The sequence below is a fragment of the Mesorhizobium sp. M1143 genome (genome assembly GCF_040318435.1).
Taxonomy (GTDB): Bacteria; Pseudomonadota; Alphaproteobacteria; order Rhizobiales; family Rhizobiaceae; genus Mesorhizobium.
In genome coordinates this window covers 1-16,647 of record NZ_JAMYMJ010000080.1, presented here as the reverse complement: position 1 = coordinate 16,647, position 16,647 = coordinate 1, and the positions used below count along the sequence as shown (strand labels likewise).

Below are 16,647 nucleotides of genomic sequence, written 5' to 3'. Positions count from 1 at the left end.
TGGACCCACGAGGTCAAGTTCGACGGCTACCGATCGCAGATGATCATCGATGAAGACGGCACACGCATTTATACGCGCAACGGCCACGACTGGACTGCGAAATATCGCGACCTGGTGAGAGAGGCCAAGCGCCTTGGTGCCGAAAGCGCGATTGTCGACGGTGAGATCATCGTCTTGAACGAAGCTGGCCTTTCGGACTTCGGCGATCTGCGCAAAGCGATCACCCGCCGACAGCAAGACCTCTATTTCGTCGCCTTCGATCTATTGCACCTCAATGGGCACGATCTGCGCGACATGGCGCTTGAGGTGCGGCGCGAGATCCTGGCCAGCATGATCAAGCCCGGGCGGCGTATTCAGTTCAGCGAGCCTCTGCCCGGCGAAGCCAAGGCGATCCTTCACTTGCTCGACCAAGCCGGACTTGAAGGCATGGTGTCGAAGCGGAAGGACAGCAAATACCGAAGCGGTCCGTCAGCCAACTGGCTGAAGGCCAAGTGCTATGCGATCGACGAGTTCGATCTGCTCGGCGTCGAGCGTGAAGCGGGCAAGCCGGCTTTCGCTCTCATGGCCGAGCGGGGCACAGGGCGCTATGTCGGCAGCGCGTTCGTCACCTTGAACCGGGAAATGCGCGAGAGGCTATGGAAACGCGTCCAAGAGCACCCAGGCACGGCGCCCAAGGGCGTCATGAAGCGGCCTGCGACGCAATGGGTCAAGCCGGGGCTGATCGGCCGCGTAAAGCACCTGCGCGGCGAGGATGACCTGCGCCACGCCTCACTGCAGGACTTCCGAGAGGATGACACAGATGGCCGTGGCTAGGAAAGATCAGGAGCGCGCCACCTACGCCTGGATGTACGCCCAAGCGAGCAAGGATGGCAAGGAGACGTGCGGTGCCAGCCTACTGGGGAGAGCATGCCGACGCGTGGCTGCAGGGCTTTGACGGTGAGCCGGTGGCCGCCTTCGGCAAGACCAAGACTGTCAACGACGAAATGGAAGCCGAGGTCGACGAAGCTGCCGTCGAGCGCCCTGCTGGAACCTAAGCGCTGGATCGAGCTTAGGCTTCATGAGCACACGCGGCGTCAACTTTCTCGATCGCTGGATCGGCAACAATTTCCCCGAAACGGCTAAAACCGACGCCGTTTCGGTAAGTGAGTACATACACAAATTGTATGCCGACGCTAAAGCCTTGACGATCGAGCGCGAAGAGATCGACGAAGAGGTTGATATCCTATATCGGACGCTGGTCGATGCCGTCGTGCACTTTGCCCCAGGTGTTTCCGAATGAGCAAGCCGGCCGTCCTATTTTTGAACCAATGGATAAAAAAACACGATCTATCCGACGCCGGTGCGCCGAAAGAGCGAGCGGAGATCGAGCAGCTCGCAAAGCGCCTAATCGCCGACGCAGAGGCTGAGGGGATTGCGGAAAGCGAGCTGACCGAGGCGTTCGACGACAAGGAGGTCGACAGCCTTTATCGTACCCTCCTCGATGTTAAATTTGGGATACCGGAATGAGTGTTCCCGGCCTGAAGGTTCCGGACAGTTTGGGTGGCCGAGCAGTTGCCCACTGTGGCGAGGGGCGATCCGATCGCCACCAGCGAGTTGGCATAAGGTTCTCATGTAAGTGCGGGCGGCCGATTTGAATTCGGCCAACTGTGGCAGAAAAACAACTGCATCAATCGGCGCGCTCTGCTACCAAAAAGGTTAGTTACAGGAGATCACCTATGAAGAAGCTGCTTCTTGGTCTGTCGTTGTCTCTGCTGGCTTCGTCGGCGTATGCTGCCGATGCCATCGTTGCAGAAGCCGCGCCGGTCTTTAGCTGGACGGGTGGGTATGTCGGCCTACAGGCAGGCTATGCTTGGGGGAATGGCAACATAGACGAAATCGGTGGGCCGGGCTTTGTCGACACAGATCCCGACGGGTTCCTTGGTGGCGTCTACGCCGGTTACAACTATCAGATGTCCAATAACATTGTGATTGGCGCGGAGCTGGACGTCGTATATGCGAATGTTGATGGCAGCGGCCAAGTCTTCAGCGCTCCTGGTATCCCGATCCCGGGCGGCATCGCCACCGAAGAACTCAACTGGAGTGCGGCGGCAAGACTGCGCCTAGGATATGCCGTTGATCGCTTTCTTCCTTATATTGCGGGTGGCGTTGCGTTTGGCGATGTCGACATAAGTAATAATGGAGGCGGACCTTCGTTCGGAGATACATTCACAGGATGGACGATAGGCGTGGGCTTGGATTATGCCATGACCGACAATCTGCTGCTGCGAGGCGAGTATCGCTATACCGACTTCGGTACAGAATCCTTTGGTGGTCTGGTCAATGCCGACGTTGATCTGAAGACCAACGAGGTTCGCTTCGGCATCGCCTACAAGTTCTAATCCCTGATGTCATAATAGCCTGTCGCTCACCGCGACGGGCTTTTTTGTGCAAGAACCGTTTGCGGCGATCCCCTCAACGGAGTTCGCTACCATGGTCAAGACGAAAACCCCTCACAACACGTTTCGCAGGAACAGCTCGCCCGCTTCAAGATCGAGGCGGAACGGCTGCACAAGGCAATCGTCGGCCCGATTGTCGCCGATCTGCGACAATCACCAGGCCGTGCAGGATCCGCATGAAGTGCTGCTCAAGAACGTGAACAATCACCGACAGGGATGCGCTATCCGATGGCCTCTTACAGGTCCGGCGTCGCTGCCTAGTGCTGGATAAGTGGAGTCCCGAGACCGGGGAAGGGCAGCACGTTGCCGCCCGTCCCCCGCCGGCGGCGCAGTTCAACCTCTCGATAGACGAGGATGCCCATCACCATTTCCGCGCTGGCGATTTCCGATCTCGATGGCAACGACTTGAGCTATTGGTGCAGTTGTCGCGTTTCCATGGTCGCAATGTGGCCGGCGATGGCTTCGATGCTATCGCCCAAATTCGCCAGTAACCCTGCGGACCTCTGCATAGGCTTGCTCTACAGCCGCGAAAACGTGTTGAGATGCAGACGCGACCTTTGGCCTTCTGCAAAGGCCACGGCATAGGATTCGAGCTTGAATGATCGGGTGAGTTCCTGGTCTTCCTCGATCACGCGGACAAACCACTCGCCACAGGGTTTGCCAACTTCGACACAAGGGCGTGCTTTGCGAATTGGAATTATGTCAGCCATGGCGTTGCCTCCCAGCAATCAGGCCAAGCGGAGATTAACGTCGTAAGCGGCCTACAACAAGAAAAGATTGGGCAGCAATACGAAGCTGAGGTGTGGGCCACAAATGGCCGGCGCCATGGGTTGGGGAACCTGGGTGGGCACCGGCCAAGAGCGGACAGGTCCGCCGCGATGCATACATCGCCGATTGGTGCCGCGGTGGTAATGGTGTGATCGCGGAAGCTACGCTTTAGCCTTAGCCGTCGGCCTTGCCTTGCCCGTTGCAGTTGCCGTGGGCTGCGGTGCCTTCCTACCCAGACCGATCGACTTCGCCATGGCAGACCGTGAGGCCGCATAGTTGGGAGCGACCATCGGATAAGTGGATGGCAAGTTCCACTTCGTTCGATACGCGTCAGGAGTGAGACCGAAATCCACGCGCAGATGTCGCCGAAGGGTTTTGAACCGCTTACCATCTTCAAGACAGATGATGTAATCGGGAAATACTGACCTTTTTGGATTTACCGCAGGCACTGGTTCTTCGGTCGCGGCAGCCACGCGATGGCCAATCCCAGACAGCGACCCGTGCACTGAGGCTATCAGGTCCGCCAAGCCCGCGACCGGCACGGGATTGTTGCTGACGTACGCGGATACCACATCCGCCGTGAGTTCTACCAGTTCAGCGGCGTGGTCGGGGGCGTCGGTCATGGTGTGAGTCCTCGAATTTGAGAACGATCTATTATAGCTGCTGCCGCAGCTGCGCAACTCGAGGCCCGATGATGGGCCGCTTCCCTCGTAAGCACCAATCCTGTTGAGCCTGTGTTTGCCGATGGGGAAAGGACCATCGGAAGCAGTGCCAGACTTATCACAGGTTAAGTCGGTCCGGTGTTTATGATATAAGGTCGGGCATCATTCGCGTTCTGCTGGCCGCGGGTGACTGAGAGACCATAGCGCTCCCGCCCAAACGGAGAGCCGACATGCTTTATCAAAGCCCCTTAACCGCCAAGTTCCATCGTGCCTTCACCCTCACGTCAGGTGAGCGTCAAGCTCTCGACGCGGTAAGAATAAGGATCGTTGCGATTGGCGCAAACCAGAACTTGGTCCGGGAAGGCGACCAGCCGTCCCGGTGCATAATGGTCCTGGCTGGCTTAGCCAGCACCTCGAAGGTAACAGGAGACGGGAAGCGTCAGGTCACTGCTTATCATGTGCCTGGCGACATGCCCGATCTGTTGAGCCTGCACCTCGATCTGTTGGATAGCGACGTTCGAACGGTGAGCGCTTGCAGTGTTGGCTTCATAGATCACTCGGCTATCCGGCTGCTCTGCGAACGCCACCCCAGGCTGGCGGCAAATCTTTGGCGAACGACACTGGTTGATGCATCGATTTTTCGCGAATGGGTGGTCAATGTCGGGAAGCGCCAAGCGCTTGGCCGAGTGGCCCACCTTCTCTGTGAAATCATGCTACGTATGGAAGATGCCGGACTTGCGTCCGATCAAACCTGCGCTTTTGGTGTGACTCAAGCTGACCTTGGCGAGGCGACAGGGCTGTCGGCAGTCCACATCAACCGCACGCTCAAGTCTCTTCGGGAGAAGCACCTTACATCACTTGTGAATGGCCAATTGACCATCCATGATTGGGAAGGACTGGCCTTTCTTGCTGAGTTCCGGCACGATTACCTGCACTCAGCAAGGAACAATAAAACGGCCGAGTTCATGTCAATGCACTGATTGCTCCAGGGAAAAATCGCCAGAAATGCGGATTGGCTCCAAGGGTAGCCGGACCACTTGTTGGCCTTCGCTGGCCATCAGCGGTGCGATCGCCCCCCAACATGGTCAATGCTTTGATGGCGCGTCGAAGCGTTAGCGCAAGGGGTTCACTTGCGCGCAGAGTGCATTCGGATGCTTACCGGCCCACATGGGCGTTGACTGTCCGTATGGCCGTCTGCGTAGCACCATCCATCCCCTCAACGTGATACTTCGGCACTACAGGGTTTCCACCTCTCTTCATGGCTTTCGATTGGCCGCGCGATCGACCAATTTGTGGGCTCAGCCGCATCAATTCGAGCCCCGCTATTGGCTAGCGACTGTGGAAGAGGTTCCTGGGGCACACCATGCCGGCGCCCAAGGGAATAAATCTCGGCGACGCAATGGGTCAAGCCCGGGGCTCATGCGTCGCTGCAGATTTCGGGAGGACGGCGGATATTCGCTTTTCTCCGACCGAAAGCGTGCCAAGGGACGTCGCCAGCTAAACAGCAACCGGCGTTGACGCTTGAGAGCGCCTGGCAGCGTTCACGGTGGCCTGTATGGGCGCTCGACATTTCGCGAGTGGCATGTGTTGCGAGCTTGTTGCAGATCATGTTCGCACCATGCAACGGCAAAACGCCTCATCGAGCGCAATGGAAAAGCCGCATTCTCAGTTCGGTCGAGCGAGCGCTTTCTGCACGAGTTGTGACAGGGGAGGGCCTGTCAGGCTTGGAATTCACAAGCTGCAACGCAATTGAGGAAGAAGCCGAAAGGGTGCAAGACCAGATCGATTTCTTGCAGCCAAACTCGGCTCTGGTGTGGTTCAATCCTGTTTGCATCATCGCGGATCAGCGGTCGGACTGTCGAGAACTGAACTGCGCGATCTCAGCCGGTGGGCTTCGAACCAAAACATGCGGACCACCGCGGACGGGGACAGTCGGTCCCGCGTCCCGTCCTGGGGCCGGCGCTATGCTGACGCTCCTACGGCTGTCCTGTTCACCGCCCGCGGCGGGGGGCGAATTTCCTCCGTCCTGCGCGTGACAATTGTCCGCTGTTGCGGCCGCGCGCAGGACTGCGGCTTATGCGCCGTTCTTCCTTGAGCGCCGACGGTCGCCGGCGCGGTGCTTGGGCATGGAACCGAATCCCAGGCAGCGTATTGACATGTATCCGAGTTCCTCATGTCCGAGTAGACGGCACTCTCAACAAAAGGCGCAAACGGCCCAGAGACTCGGCCAATCTCGATCCGGCAACGAGATCGCCGCTGCTGTCGGCGTCAAGCTGACGCATCCGGACAAGGTCATGTATCCAGGCACCAAGGTGACCAAATCCACGCTCGCCGCCTACTACGCAGTGGTCGCCGAGAAGATGCTGCCGCACATTCAGGATCGGCCGCTGTCGCTGGTGCGCGATACTCACGGCGACCTGCAGCAGACCTTCTTTCAGAAGCACAACCTGCCAGGCGTGCCCAGGGCCATCCATGATGGCCACTTGGAGAAGGTGTCCGGTAAGGAAAGCCGCATCTCGTGGTCGATGACTTGGCTGGGCTGATCGCGGGCGTCCAGACGAACGTGCTCGAATTCCACATCTGGGGAAGCCGTCGCCAGCAGCCGGATCTGCCGCACCGCATGATCTTCGACATCGACCCCGACAGGGCTTGGGCTTTGCTGCCGTCAAGCAGGCAGCCCTCGACATTCGGAGCATTCTGGAAGCGCTTGGATTGCAGTCGTGGCCGTTGCTGTCCGGCGGCAAGGGCGTTCATGTGGTCGTCCTGCTCCTCCCGGAGGCAGACTGGGACGAGGTCAAGAGCTTCTGCCAGGACTTCGCCGAACTGCTGGCCCGTACAGATCCGTCGCGCTTCGTCGCCAATATGAGCAAGGCGAAGCGCAAGGGCCGAATGTTTCTCGATTACCTGCGCAACGGCCAGGGCTCCACTGCAATCTGCCCCTGGTCGACTCGGGCACGCGCGGGGGCGTCGTGCGCGGTGCCTGTCAGCTGGGATGAGTTGCCCACCTGCGAAAAACGCCAACGGCTTCGATGTCTTCGCCGCCGCCGCGCGGGCTCAGGTGCGCGAAGCCTGGGAAGGTTATTTCGACGTCGCACAAACGCTTACCGACCGCATTCGGCACGCAGTCCGGCAGCAATAACCATAGGTCAGCGACACTACTGATTGGCGCGGACCGCCTTTGCCCCAAGTCCGGGAGCGTCCCCCTTCGAGGCCTGGGCTAGCCTCTAGAGCGAGAGTACGGACCGGTTTGCCGTGACGGGTTGAGAGCTGGAGGAGAGGCCTCCGGCGCCCGTCGCGGAGAAACCAGATGTCCAGACATTACGCTCGCGCCGGCGCCGACCGGGCAAGCCTCTATGATGACATCACCAACAAGATCATCGCCGAGCTGGAGGCTGGGCGCTTTCCCTGGGTGCCCTGGGGCACGGCGGCGGAGCAAGCACCCCTCGCCATGCCGGCCAATGCCGCCTCTGGCCGTGCCTATTCGGGGATCAACGTGCTGATCCTGTGGGGTGCGGTCGTCGAGCATGGCTTTCCCGTCCAGGGCTGGCTGACTTTCCGCCAGGCGCTATCGCTGGGCGGCCATGTCCGCAAGGGCGAACACGGGACCACCGTCGTCTATTCTGACCGCTTCATCCCTGACGACGAGAAGAAACGCGCGCGGGAGACCGGCGAGGCAGCACGGGCCATACAGTTTCTGAAGCGCTTCACCGTCTTCAACGTCGCGCAATGCGAAAATCTGCCCGACGATCTGGCGGTGTTTCCGCCCGCACCAGAGCCCGGACTGATCGAACCGGCCGTCGAGGCACTGATCAAGGCGACAGGGATCGATTTCCGCATCGGCGGCAATAGCGCCTATTATGTGCCGGCGCACGACTACGTGCAGGTGCCGCCTCCGCAGGCGTATTTCGAGACCATTGACTGGCACCGCACCGCCCTGCACGAGCTTGGCCATGCGACCGGCCATCCCTCCCGCGTCGGCCGTGACCTCGGCTGCGCCTTCGGCACAAAGCGATATGCTTTCGAGGAACTGGTCGCCGAAATGAACGCAGCCTTCTGCTGCGCCTCGCGAGGTATTGCGCCGACCGTGCGCCACGCCGATTACCTGGCCTCCTGGCTCGACGTCCTGCGCGAAGACAACCGAGCCATCGTGCGTGCCGCCTCCCAAGCCAGCAAGGCAGCCGACTGGTTGCTCGCCTTCCTTCCGCAACCCGACAACGGAACCAGGGCAGGGCCCGCCAGCGTCGATGAGGTCGAAATCGAGAAGAGGGCGGCATGATCGTTCTCACCGAGGAACTGCGCGTGCCTGCTCGCCAATAGCCGCGATCGCGACGCCGAACACGTACGGGTGGTGAAGCTCTTCAAATCAACTCGGCGAAGGAATTGGCTCGCAACCGCGCTCGAGATGACGTCGATCCGGCTGCCTTTCGGCATCGGCATCGAGCGGGACATGCTCTTTGGCACCGACCTGCCGATTTCCGTCTGGGCAGAGGCGGTCCGCCGGGGCGGAAACCTTCGCGACGCCGAACGCAACTCGACCATGCCGGCCAATCTGGCCGAGACGGCGAGTGAGATCTCAGCTTGTAATCCGCAAGCCGCAGATGCGCAGTCGTGTCTGCGGCCCTGTCCCCACCTCTGGATCTTCGGTGCGGCTCAGTCCTCAGAGTGAGAGGGCTGCGCCCGTCTTTTTTGACGGGTTTGGAGGACGAGAGAGTTTCGGCCGCCCGTCGCGGAGATAGTCCACATGGCTACGCCCAAGCAGAAGATCACCCTCAACGCTTCACGTGACATCCCCTTCAACAAGCTGATGCTGAGCCAGTCCAATGTCCGGCGCATCAAGCGCGGGGAAACCATAGAGGACCTCGCCGCGTCGATCGCCCGGCGCGGCCTGCTCCAGAGCCTCAACGTCCGGCCAGTGTTGGACGGCGAGGGCAACGAGACCGGCATGTTTGAGGTGCCGGCTGGCGGGCGCCGCTATCGCGCGCTGGAACTGCTGGTCAAGCAGAAGCGCATAAGCAAGACCGAGCCAGTTCCCTGCGTCATAAGCGACGCCCACAGCGCGGTCCCGATCGAGGAGGACTCGCTGGCCGAGAATTTTCAGCGCGAAGATTTACATCCGCTCGACATGTTTCGCGCCTTCCAGACACTTCATGACCAGGGCGCGAGCCATGAGGAGATTGCCGCACGCTTCTTCGTCTCCGCAACATTCGTGCAGCAGCGCCTCAGGCTGGCCAGGGTTTCGGCCAAGCTGCAGGAGATTTACGAGCAGGATGGCATGAAGCTCGAGCAGCTCATGGCGTTCACCGTGACCGACGATCACGCCCGTCAGGAGCAGGTCTGGGAGGCGCTCGAAAACTCCTGGTCGAAGGAGCCGCAGCAGATCCGGCGCCTGCTGACGGAGACCACTGTGCGGGCAAGCGATCGCCGGGCGCTGTTCGTCGGTGTCGACGCGTATGTCGCTGCCGGCGGCGTGGTGCTGCGCGACCTGTTCGAGGCCGACAATGGCGGCTGGCTGCAGGACCCCGCTCTGCTCGACCGCTTGGTCGGCGATAGGCTGAAGTCGATCGCCGACGAGATCGCGGCGGAGGGCTGGAAGTGGATCGTGGTCGATGCCGATCTGCCCTACGGGTACAATCACGGTCTGCGGGCAATCGCTGGCACCCCCGTCGGTCTGACCGACGCGGAGCGGGCGGAACGCGAAGCCCTGCGGGCGGAGTACGACCGGCTGGAAGCCGAGTATGGCGAATCCGACGAACTCCCCGACGATGTCGATCAGCGCCTCGGTCAAATCGAGACCGCGCTTGAGGCCTTCGAGAGCCGGCCGATGCACTACGATGGGGCCGAGATCGCCCGCGCCGGTGTGTTCATCAGCATCGATCGTGATGGCGATCTCGTCGTCGATCGGGCCCATGTGCGCCCCGAGGACGAAGCGATGCAGGCGGTCGACGGCCACTCGGCCGAGCCAGGTTGCGCCACCGAGAACGAAGACAGCAGACACAATCCTTCGGCCCGCGCGATTATCACCATCGGCGCGCAGGCGTCCGAGCCTGAGGAGGATGACGGCGACACCATCAAGCCGCTACCCGAGCGCCTGGTCATCGAACTTACTGCCCATCGCACGTTGGCGCTGCGCAACGCACTGGCCGAGAACCAGCATGTGGCCATCACGGCGCTCTTGCACCGGCTCGTCCTCGACACCTTCGGTCAGCGTTCCGCCATCGGCTGCGTCGAGGCCTTCGTCCGACATGTCCACTTGCCGTGGCAGGACGTCGGTCTCAAGGACAGCCCTGCGGCCAAGGCCGTCCATGAGCGCCATGAGGCATGGAAGAGCGACATTCCACTGGATGACGACGAGGCCCTATGGGCGTGGCTCGACGGACTCGATGAAGCAAGCCGGCAGACGCTGCTGGCGCATTGCGTCAGCTATGGGATCAACGCCTTGTTCGAACGACCCAATCCCTACGGCAGCGGCGTTTCCCAGCATGGACTCGATCAGCGCCGGCGTGAAGCCGATCGGTTGTCCCGTGCCACCGGGCTTGACATGGTAGATGCCGGCTGGCGGCCGACGGTGGATAACTATCTCGGTCGCGTCACCAAGTCCCGCATTCTCGAAGCCGTGCGCGAAGGCGCCGGCGACCAGGCCGCCCAGCTTATCGACCATCTCAAGAAGGCCGACATGGCCAAAGAGGCCGAGCGCCTCCTGGCCGATAGTGGCTGGCTACCCGAACCGCTCCGCCTTCGCGGCAATGACGCCGCCCGGCCGAATGTGGGCGAGGAAGCTGACCTCCCCGAATTCCTGGCCGGTGATGACGAGGACGGCTCGGCCACCCATGAGACTGCCGCACACGCGGTCGCCGCCGGATAGCACCGTCGGCGGAGTGGCGCGGGTCGCTCGGCCCTTTCTTCTTCACTACGAGTTCACGCCGTTCGCTCATCTTGCCGACGGCAATCCCTATGATGCCTACCTGCCGCCCGATCCCGACAGCGCCAATGGTTTCCTACAGAAGTCGGGGCCTGACGGCGGAATATGATCGAGATCGGTTGATACCGGCAAGCGCTCCACCTCATGGCGGGGCGCTTGTTTCATTTTGGCTTCGGTGGAGGCCAGAGAGGGAGAGGCGAGCCGGGATGGTTTTGAATCCGCACGGTCCAGAGAGAGCGCCGCGCGGCTCGATCCTGTCCCCGCTCTCCCGAGGTTCACACCATGTACATGATCTCGCCCGCTGTGGCAGTTCCCGCAGCCGCGCCGCTCCCGCTCCCCCAAACCGGTGCAGCCGGCGCTATCTTCGCCGCCGCCGGCCTTCTGCTTCCCCATCTCGAGCGCGGCGACAGCATCGACGCGCCAAAGTTGCGCGCGGCGATGGAAGCCGCATTCGGCGCCTCCGACGCCGCCGGCGCCTGGGACTGGAAGCAGGCCTACGATGCCTGCGAGGCTGCGACGGTCCTTTTCCTGCGCAAGTACGGAAAGGCGTTGTTCCGCAAGGCCGCGTCTCCGGCTCTCCGGCTGTCAGCATTGTCGAAGATCGCCCGGCTCATGCCGACGCATACCCGCCGATCCGAAGAAGCACAGACCTTCCAGCAGTTCTCGACGCCGATTCCGCTCGGCATGGTCGCCGCAACGGCCGCTGCCATCACGCCGGCCGACCGTGTGCTGGAGCCTTCCGCCGGCACCGGGCTGCTCGCCATCCTGGCCGAGATAGCCGGCGCCTCGCTCATTCTCAACGAGCTTGCCGAAACCCGCGCGGCACTTCTCTCCGGCCTCTTTCCGGCCGTCTGCGCCAGCCGCTTCGACGCCGCCCAGATCGACGACCATCTCTATCCCGGCGCCGTGCCCAGCGTGGTGCTGATGAACCCGCCCTTTTCGGTCATGGCCAACGTCGAGGGCCGCATGGCCGACGCGGCCTGGCGGCACATCGCCTCGGCCCTGGCGCGCCTTGCGCCCGGCGGGCGGCTGGTGACGATTACCGGTGCGAACTTCGCGCCCGACCACCCGGCCTGGACCGCCGCCTTTACTCGCCTGCAGGAACGTGGCCGCATCGTCTTCTCCGCCGCCATCGACGGCTCGGCCTACGCCAAGCATGGCACGACCTTTCCGACACGCCTCACCGTCATCGACCGGGTGCCGGCGGACGATCCGGACGTGTTCCCGGCAGATCAGGGCGTTGCCCCGGATGCCGCGACGCTGATCGCATGGGTCGGCGAGCATGTGCCGGCACGGCTGCCGGTCACCATACCCGCAGGTGCAACTCCCACATCGTCGTCGGCCGCACCCCGCACAGTGCGCGGCTATCTTGGTCCCACGGCAAGAATAACACCGCGGCCACCGCTCACTGATCCCGATGCCGTTGAGCTCGCCTATCAGGTGCTCGACTGGAAGGCCGCCGAGGGCGGCCACATCAGCGACGCCATCTACGAGGACTACGCGCTTCAGGCGATCCGCATTCCCGGCGCGCAGCCGCACCCCACCCAACTCGTGCAATCGGCGGCCATGGCCTCGGTCGCGCCGCCCAAGCCGAGTTATCGGCCGCGCCTGCCGAAGAACGTCCTTGACCTGCTCTCGGACGCGCAGCTCGAGACCGTCATCTATGCGGGCGATGCTCACGCCGAGTATCTCGCCGGCGCCTGGACGCTCGACGATACCTTTGACGTAATTAGCGCGGCGGCAGATGACGCGGCGCGGGCCGTGCGCTTCCGGCAAGGCTTCATGATCGGCGACGGTACCGGTGTAGGCAAGGGCCGCGAGTCCGCCGCCGTAATCCTAGACAATTGGATGCAGGGCCGTCGCAAGGCCGTCTGGATCTCCAAGTCAGACAAGCTCATCGAGGATGCGCAGCGCGACTGGTCCGCGCTCGGCATGGAGCGCTTGCTGGTCACCCCGCTCTCCCGCTTCCCGCAGGGCAGGCCGATCACGCTGGCGGACGGCATCCTGTTCACCACCTATGCCACGCTGCGGTCCGACGATCGCGGCGAGAGGCTTTCGCGGGTCAAGCAGATCGTCGAATGGTTGGGTCCGGATTTCGATGGGGTCATCATCTTCGACGAGGCGCACGCCATGCAAAATGCCGGTGGCGGCAAGAGCGAACGCGGCGACGCCGCTCCCTCCCAGCAAGGCCGTGCCGGCCTGAGGCTACAGCACGCCCTGCCGAATGCCCGCATCGTCTATGTGTCGGCGACTGGCGCCACCACCGTGCACAATCTCGCCTATGCCCAGCGGCTCGGCCTCTGGGGCGGCGAGCATTTTCCATTCTCGACCCGCGCCGAGTTCGTCGAGGCGATCGAGGCTGGCGGCGTGGCGGCGATGGAAGTACTGGCACGCGACCTCAGGGCACTTGGCCTCTATACCGCCCGCTCGCTCTCTTTCAACGGTGTCGAATACGAACTGCTCGAGCATGAGCTGACGCCCGAACAGGTCCGCATCTATGACGCGTACGCTGGGGCCTTCGGCGTCATCCACAACAATCTCGATGCTGCGATGCAGGCGGCCAACATCACCGGCAGCACCGGCACGCTCAATGCCCAGGCCAAGTCGACCGCGCGCAGCGCCTTTGAAAGCGCCAAGCAGCGCTTCTTCGGCCATTTGTTGACCAGCATGAAGACACCGACCCTGATCAAATCCATCACCGGCGATCTGGAGGAGGGCCATGCGGCCGTTGTCCAGATCGTCTCGACGGGTGAGGCGCTCATGGAGCGGCGGCTGGCCGAGTTGCCGACCGAGGAATGGAACGATGTTCGCGTCGACATCACGCCGCGCGAATACGTCCTCGACTACCTCGCTCATTCCTTCCCGGTGCAGCTCTACGAGCCCTTCACGGATTCGGAGGGCAATCTGTCGTCGCGCCCGGTCTACCGCGATGGCCAGCCGGTCGAGAGCCGCGAGGCGGTCGCCCGGCGCGACGAGCTGATCGCGAAACTCGCCAGCTTGACGCCTGTCCCCGGCGCGCTCGACCAGATCGTCCAACATTTCGGCGCGGACCTCGTCGCCGAAGTCACTGGCCGCTCGCGCCGCATCGTGCGCAAGCGCGACCGCCTGGTCGTCGAGCACCGAGCAGGGTCGGCAAATCTGGCCGAGGCGCAGTCCTTCATGGACGATCAGAAGCGCGTTCTGGTGTTTTCCGACGCCGGCGGGACGGGTCGTTCCTACCATGCCGAACTCTTGGCACGGAACACGCGGCTGCGTGTGCATTATCTGCTCGAAGCCGGGTGGAAGGCCGACACCGCCATCCAGGGCCTGGGCCGCACGCATCGGACCAATCAGGCGCAGCCGCCGCTGTTCCGGCCGATCTCGACCAATGTGAAGGCGGAAAAGCGCTTCCTCTCGACGATCGCCCGCCGTCTCGACACGTTGGGCGCAATCACGCGCGGCCAGCGCCAGACCGGTGGCCAAGGGCTGTTCCGGCCAGAGGACAATCTTGAAAGCCACTATGCCGGCGATGCCTTGCGGCAGCTCTATCTCCTGATCGTACGCGGCAAGGTCGAGGGTTGCACACTCCAGCGTTTCGAGGCGGCGACCGGTCTCAAGCTGATGGACAACAACGGCATCAAGGACGAGTTGCCGCCGATCACCACCTTCCTCAATCGCCTGTTGGCGCTGACCATCGAAGTGCAGGGCGTGCTGTTCGGCGCCTTCGAGCAGCTTCTGGCCGCTCGGATCGGTGGCGCCATCGCCTCGGGCACCTATGACACCGGGCTGGAGACCCTGCGGGCCGAGAGCTTCGTCATCACCGACCGGCAGGTCATCTACGCCCATCCGCGCACCGGCGCCGAAACGCGGCTGCTGACGATCACCCAGCGCAAGCGCAATCGGCCCGTCATGCTCGATGCGGCGCTCCATCACCTTCGCGATTTGCGCGCCATCCTACTGATCAACGAGCAATCTGGCCGCGCCGCCGTGCAGATCCCAACCACCAGCATCATGCTCGACGACGGCGAGATCGAGCCGCGGGTCCGCCTGATCCGGCCAATGGAAGGCCAGAACATGCCGCTCAAGGCTATGGGCGAAACCCGCTGGGTCGAGGCCCACCGTGAAGCTTTCGCTGCAGCATGGAATGCGGAGGTCGCCGAGACTCCCGAGTTTGCCGATGCCGTGCTGCACATGGTGACGGGCCTGTTGTTGCCGATCTGGAAGCGTCTGCCAAACGAGTCGACCCGCGTTTTTCGACTTCAGACCGACGAGGGCGAGCGCATAATTGGTCGCCTTGTCACGCCGGCCTGGGCCGCCAACGCCACGGTGACAGGCGTCGCATCGCTATCGCCCGAGCAGGCGCTCGCGGCGCTGATCGACGGGCGGACGATCCTTGATCTCGCCGAGGGTCTCCAGCTTCGCCGCAGCCGCGTCATGGGCGCGTGGCGCATCGAACTGTCGGGCTTCACCGACATGATGCGGGAGCGCCTCACCGCCTACGGTCTCTTCCACGAGATCATTTCGTGGAAGCTCAGGATGTTCGTGCCGATCGACGCCAACGGGCTCGCCGTGCTGGAGCGCGTGCTCGACCGCTTCCCAATCGAGCGGGTCAGTGAGCGGGAGGCTGCATGATTCCGCGTCACGCTGCATCCGACCTCGCACACCGCCTCGCCGAACATGCCGAGGCGGTGTGCCGCCACTACCTCTCCAATGGCCGTCGCCAGGGCAACTATTGGAGCGTCGGCGACGTCCGCAATGCGCCGGGCCGCTCGACGTTCGTGCGTCTGCAGCCATCCCCGAAGGGACCGCCAGGCAAATGGACCGACGCCGCTACCGGCGAGCATGGCGACCTGCTCGACGTCATCCGCGAATCCCTCGGACTGGTCAACTTCCGGGACGTCGCCAATGAGGCGCGCCTGTTTCTCGCTATGCCAGATGCCATGCCACCCCGACCGGCCGCGCCGATCACGCAGGTCCCCATTGGATCTCCGGAAGCGGCTCGCCGACTGGTCGCCATGTCGAAGCCCATTATCGGCACCCTCGTGGAAACCTATTTGCGTGGACGTGGCATTGCGACTTTGTCCGGCACCGGATCGCTGCGGTTCCATCCGCGCTGCTACTACCGGCCCGGCGATCATGGACCGACCGAGACCTTGCCGGCAATGATCGCTGCTGTCACCGACCTTGATGGACATTTGACCGGCGCGCACCGCACCTGGCTCGCACCGGACGGCACCGGCAAGGCGCTCGTCGACACGCCGCGTCGCGCAATGGGTGACCTTCTGGGTCACGCCGTCCGCTTCGGTGCACCCGGCAGCGTCATGGCGGCAGGCGAGGGCATTGAGACGACGCTGTCGCTCAGATGCGCCTTGCCCGATATGGCGATGGCTGCGGCACTCTCGGCAGCCCATCTAGCCGCCATCCTGTTCCCGCCAACCCTGCGCCGGCTCTATGTCATCCGCGACAACGATCCGGCCGGTGACGGTGCCCGCGACAGCCTGCTCGAGCGCGCGACGGACGCCGGAATCGATGCAATCGTGCTGTCGCCAGCGATGCAAGACTTCAACGAAGACCTCAGCCGCTTCGGACTTGCGGCCTTCCGGGCCTCGATTGCAGACCAGCTCATGCGCAAAGATCGCATCCGATATCTGACACAGGCGGCATGAGCCGGGAGGGGAAGCGCGCGGCGCACGGTGCCGGTGCGGCGCATGGATGAGTGACCCGCCGGCAGAGACCCGAGACCCGGCCTTCGAGAGGGCGATCGGCCCACGAACTGGCCGGCCAGGCAATGGCGGCGGCCGACAATTTTACGGCGCGCGCGGCTGGTCGGGCATGGCCGCGATCGGGCGCGCCGCCGTTGCATCGCGCGGCGAAAATCTCGGGC

14 protein-coding genes and 2 pseudogenes are annotated in these 16,647 nt (G+C 62.8%); 14 read left to right on the top strand and 2 right to left on the bottom strand.

Features of this window, described 5'->3' with window-relative positions; all coding sequences use genetic code 11:
• From NKH35_RS29385 to NKH35_RS29365, 5 genes are all read left to right on the top strand, one after another.
• Nucleotides 1-813: ATP-dependent DNA ligase (locus NKH35_RS29385; protein WP_352917220.1), on the top strand; the 813-nt coding region annotated here is incomplete at its 5' end.
• Between the two features lie 71 nt (nt 814-884).
• Nucleotides 885-1,034 (top strand): hypothetical protein, encoded by a 150-nt coding sequence (locus tag NKH35_RS29380; RefSeq protein WP_023673151.1) that lies wholly within the window; start codon nt 885-887, stop codon nt 1,032-1,034.
• A 23-nt stretch (nt 1,035-1,057) separates the two neighbouring features.
• Nucleotides 1,058-1,279, top strand: a complete 222-nt coding sequence (locus NKH35_RS29375; protein ID WP_023690430.1) for a DUF768 domain-containing protein — start codon at nt 1,058-1,060, stop codon at nt 1,277-1,279.
• Nucleotides 1,276-1,506: a DUF768 domain-containing protein gene (locus tag NKH35_RS29370; RefSeq protein WP_023690431.1), complete on the top strand. Its 231-nt coding sequence runs from the start codon at nt 1,276-1,278 to the stop codon at nt 1,504-1,506. The genes NKH35_RS29375 and NKH35_RS29370 overlap by 4 nt, the downstream gene beginning before the upstream one ends.
• Nucleotides 1,507-1,715: 209 nt before the next feature.
• Complete coding sequence (locus NKH35_RS29365; protein ID WP_023673148.1) at nt 1,716-2,378, top strand: outer membrane protein; 663 nt, start codon at nt 1,716-1,718, stop codon at nt 2,376-2,378.
• 575 nt (nt 2,379-2,953) lie between these two features.
• Here the strand turns inward: NKH35_RS29365 and NKH35_RS29360 are convergent.
• Nucleotides 2,954-3,145, bottom strand: a complete 192-nt coding sequence (locus tag NKH35_RS29360) for a hypothetical protein (protein ID WP_023673145.1) — start codon at nt 3,143-3,145, stop codon at nt 2,954-2,956.
• A 219-nt stretch (nt 3,146-3,364) separates the two neighbouring features.
• A complete protein-coding gene (locus NKH35_RS29355) occupies nt 3,365-3,826 on the bottom strand; it encodes a Ros/MucR family transcriptional regulator (RefSeq protein ID WP_023673144.1) in 462 nt (153 codons plus the stop codon).
• 269 nt (nt 3,827-4,095) lie between these two features.
• Here NKH35_RS29355 and NKH35_RS29350 point away from each other — a divergent pair, with 269 nt between their 5' ends.
• The 9 genes and pseudogenes from NKH35_RS29350 to NKH35_RS29310 all read left to right on the top strand — a co-directional run bounded on the left by NKH35_RS29350 (nt 4,096) and on the right by NKH35_RS29310 (nt 16,429).
• Complete coding sequence (locus NKH35_RS29350; protein ID WP_023686036.1) at nt 4,096-4,845, top strand: Crp/Fnr family transcriptional regulator; 750 nt, start codon at nt 4,096-4,098, stop codon at nt 4,843-4,845.
• Nucleotides 4,846-5,991: 1,146 nt separating this feature from the next.
• Nucleotides 5,992-6,408: a non-homologous end-joining DNA ligase LigD gene (gene ligD / locus NKH35_RS29345; protein WP_155927363.1), complete on the top strand. Its 417-nt coding sequence runs from the start codon at nt 5,992-5,994 to the stop codon at nt 6,406-6,408.
• Nucleotides 6,384-7,027, top strand: a pseudogene (gene ligD / locus NKH35_RS29340) (non-homologous end-joining DNA ligase LigD). Before ligD (NKH35_RS29345) ends, ligD (NKH35_RS29340) begins: the two are co-directional and overlap by 25 nt.
• A 145-nt stretch (nt 7,028-7,172) precedes the next feature.
• Nucleotides 7,173-8,141 (top strand): ArdC family protein, encoded by a 969-nt coding sequence (locus NKH35_RS29335; RefSeq protein WP_023690434.1) that lies wholly within the window; start codon nt 7,173-7,175, stop codon nt 8,139-8,141.
• Nucleotides 8,142-8,267: 126 nt separating this feature from the next.
• Nucleotides 8,268-8,531 carry a DUF2958 domain-containing protein gene (locus NKH35_RS32070; RefSeq protein WP_023686039.1) on the top strand — a complete coding sequence of 88 codons (264 nt, stop codon included), beginning with the start codon at nt 8,268-8,270 and terminating at the stop codon, nt 8,529-8,531.
• Between the two features lie 75 nt (nt 8,532-8,606).
• Nucleotides 8,607-10,727: a ParB/RepB/Spo0J family partition protein gene (locus NKH35_RS29325; RefSeq protein ID WP_023806499.1), complete on the top strand. Its 2,121-nt coding sequence runs from the start codon at nt 8,607-8,609 to the stop codon at nt 10,725-10,727.
• A 46-nt stretch (nt 10,728-10,773) separates the two neighbouring features.
• Nucleotides 10,774-10,893 (top strand): annotated as a pseudogene (locus NKH35_RS32065) (DUF6117 family protein); the annotation flags it as partial.
• 173 nt (nt 10,894-11,066) lie between these two features.
• Nucleotides 11,067-15,395: a strawberry notch family protein gene (locus tag NKH35_RS29315; RefSeq protein WP_023690436.1), complete on the top strand. Its 4,329-nt coding sequence runs from the start codon at nt 11,067-11,069 to the stop codon at nt 15,393-15,395.
• Nucleotides 15,392-16,429, top strand: coding sequence for a DUF7146 domain-containing protein (locus NKH35_RS29310; RefSeq protein ID WP_023690437.1), 1,038 nt, complete (start codon nt 15,392-15,394; stop codon nt 16,427-16,429). Before NKH35_RS29315 ends, NKH35_RS29310 begins: the two co-directional genes overlap by 4 nt.
• The last annotated feature ends 218 nt before the right edge of the window (nt 16,430-16,647 follow it).

What these genes read in the sequence shown, in the direction of transcription:
- NKH35_RS29360 (WP_023673145.1), bottom strand. Translation starts at nt 3,145, where the DNA reads ATGGCTGACATAATTCCAATTCGCAAAGCACGCCCTTGTGTCGAAGTT.
- NKH35_RS29350 (WP_023686036.1), top strand. Translation starts at nt 4,096, where the DNA reads ATGCTTTATCAAAGCCCCTTAACCGCCAAGTTCCATCGTGCCTTCACC.
- NKH35_RS29365 (WP_023673148.1), top strand. Translation starts at nt 1,716, where the DNA reads ATGAAGAAGCTGCTTCTTGGTCTGTCGTTGTCTCTGCTGGCTTCGTCG.
- NKH35_RS29315 (WP_023690436.1), top strand. Translation starts at nt 11,067, where the DNA reads ATGTACATGATCTCGCCCGCTGTGGCAGTTCCCGCAGCCGCGCCGCTC.
- NKH35_RS29325 (WP_023806499.1), top strand. Translation starts at nt 8,607, where the DNA reads ATGGCTACGCCCAAGCAGAAGATCACCCTCAACGCTTCACGTGACATC.
- NKH35_RS29370 (WP_023690431.1), top strand. Translation starts at nt 1,276, where the DNA reads ATGAGCAAGCCGGCCGTCCTATTTTTGAACCAATGGATAAAAAAACAC.
- NKH35_RS29335 (WP_023690434.1), top strand. Translation starts at nt 7,173, where the DNA reads ATGTCCAGACATTACGCTCGCGCCGGCGCCGACCGGGCAAGCCTCTAT.
- NKH35_RS29310 (WP_023690437.1), top strand. Translation starts at nt 15,392, where the DNA reads ATGATTCCGCGTCACGCTGCATCCGACCTCGCACACCGCCTCGCCGAA.
- ligD (WP_155927363.1), top strand. Translation starts at nt 5,992, where the DNA reads ATGGAACCGAATCCCAGGCAGCGTATTGACATGTATCCGAGTTCCTCA.
- NKH35_RS29375 (WP_023690430.1), top strand. Translation starts at nt 1,058, where the DNA reads ATGAGCACACGCGGCGTCAACTTTCTCGATCGCTGGATCGGCAACAAT.
- NKH35_RS29355 (WP_023673144.1), bottom strand. Translation starts at nt 3,826, where the DNA reads ATGACCGACGCCCCCGACCACGCCGCTGAACTGGTAGAACTCACGGCG.
- NKH35_RS32070 (WP_023686039.1), top strand. Translation starts at nt 8,268, where the DNA reads ATGACGTCGATCCGGCTGCCTTTCGGCATCGGCATCGAGCGGGACATG.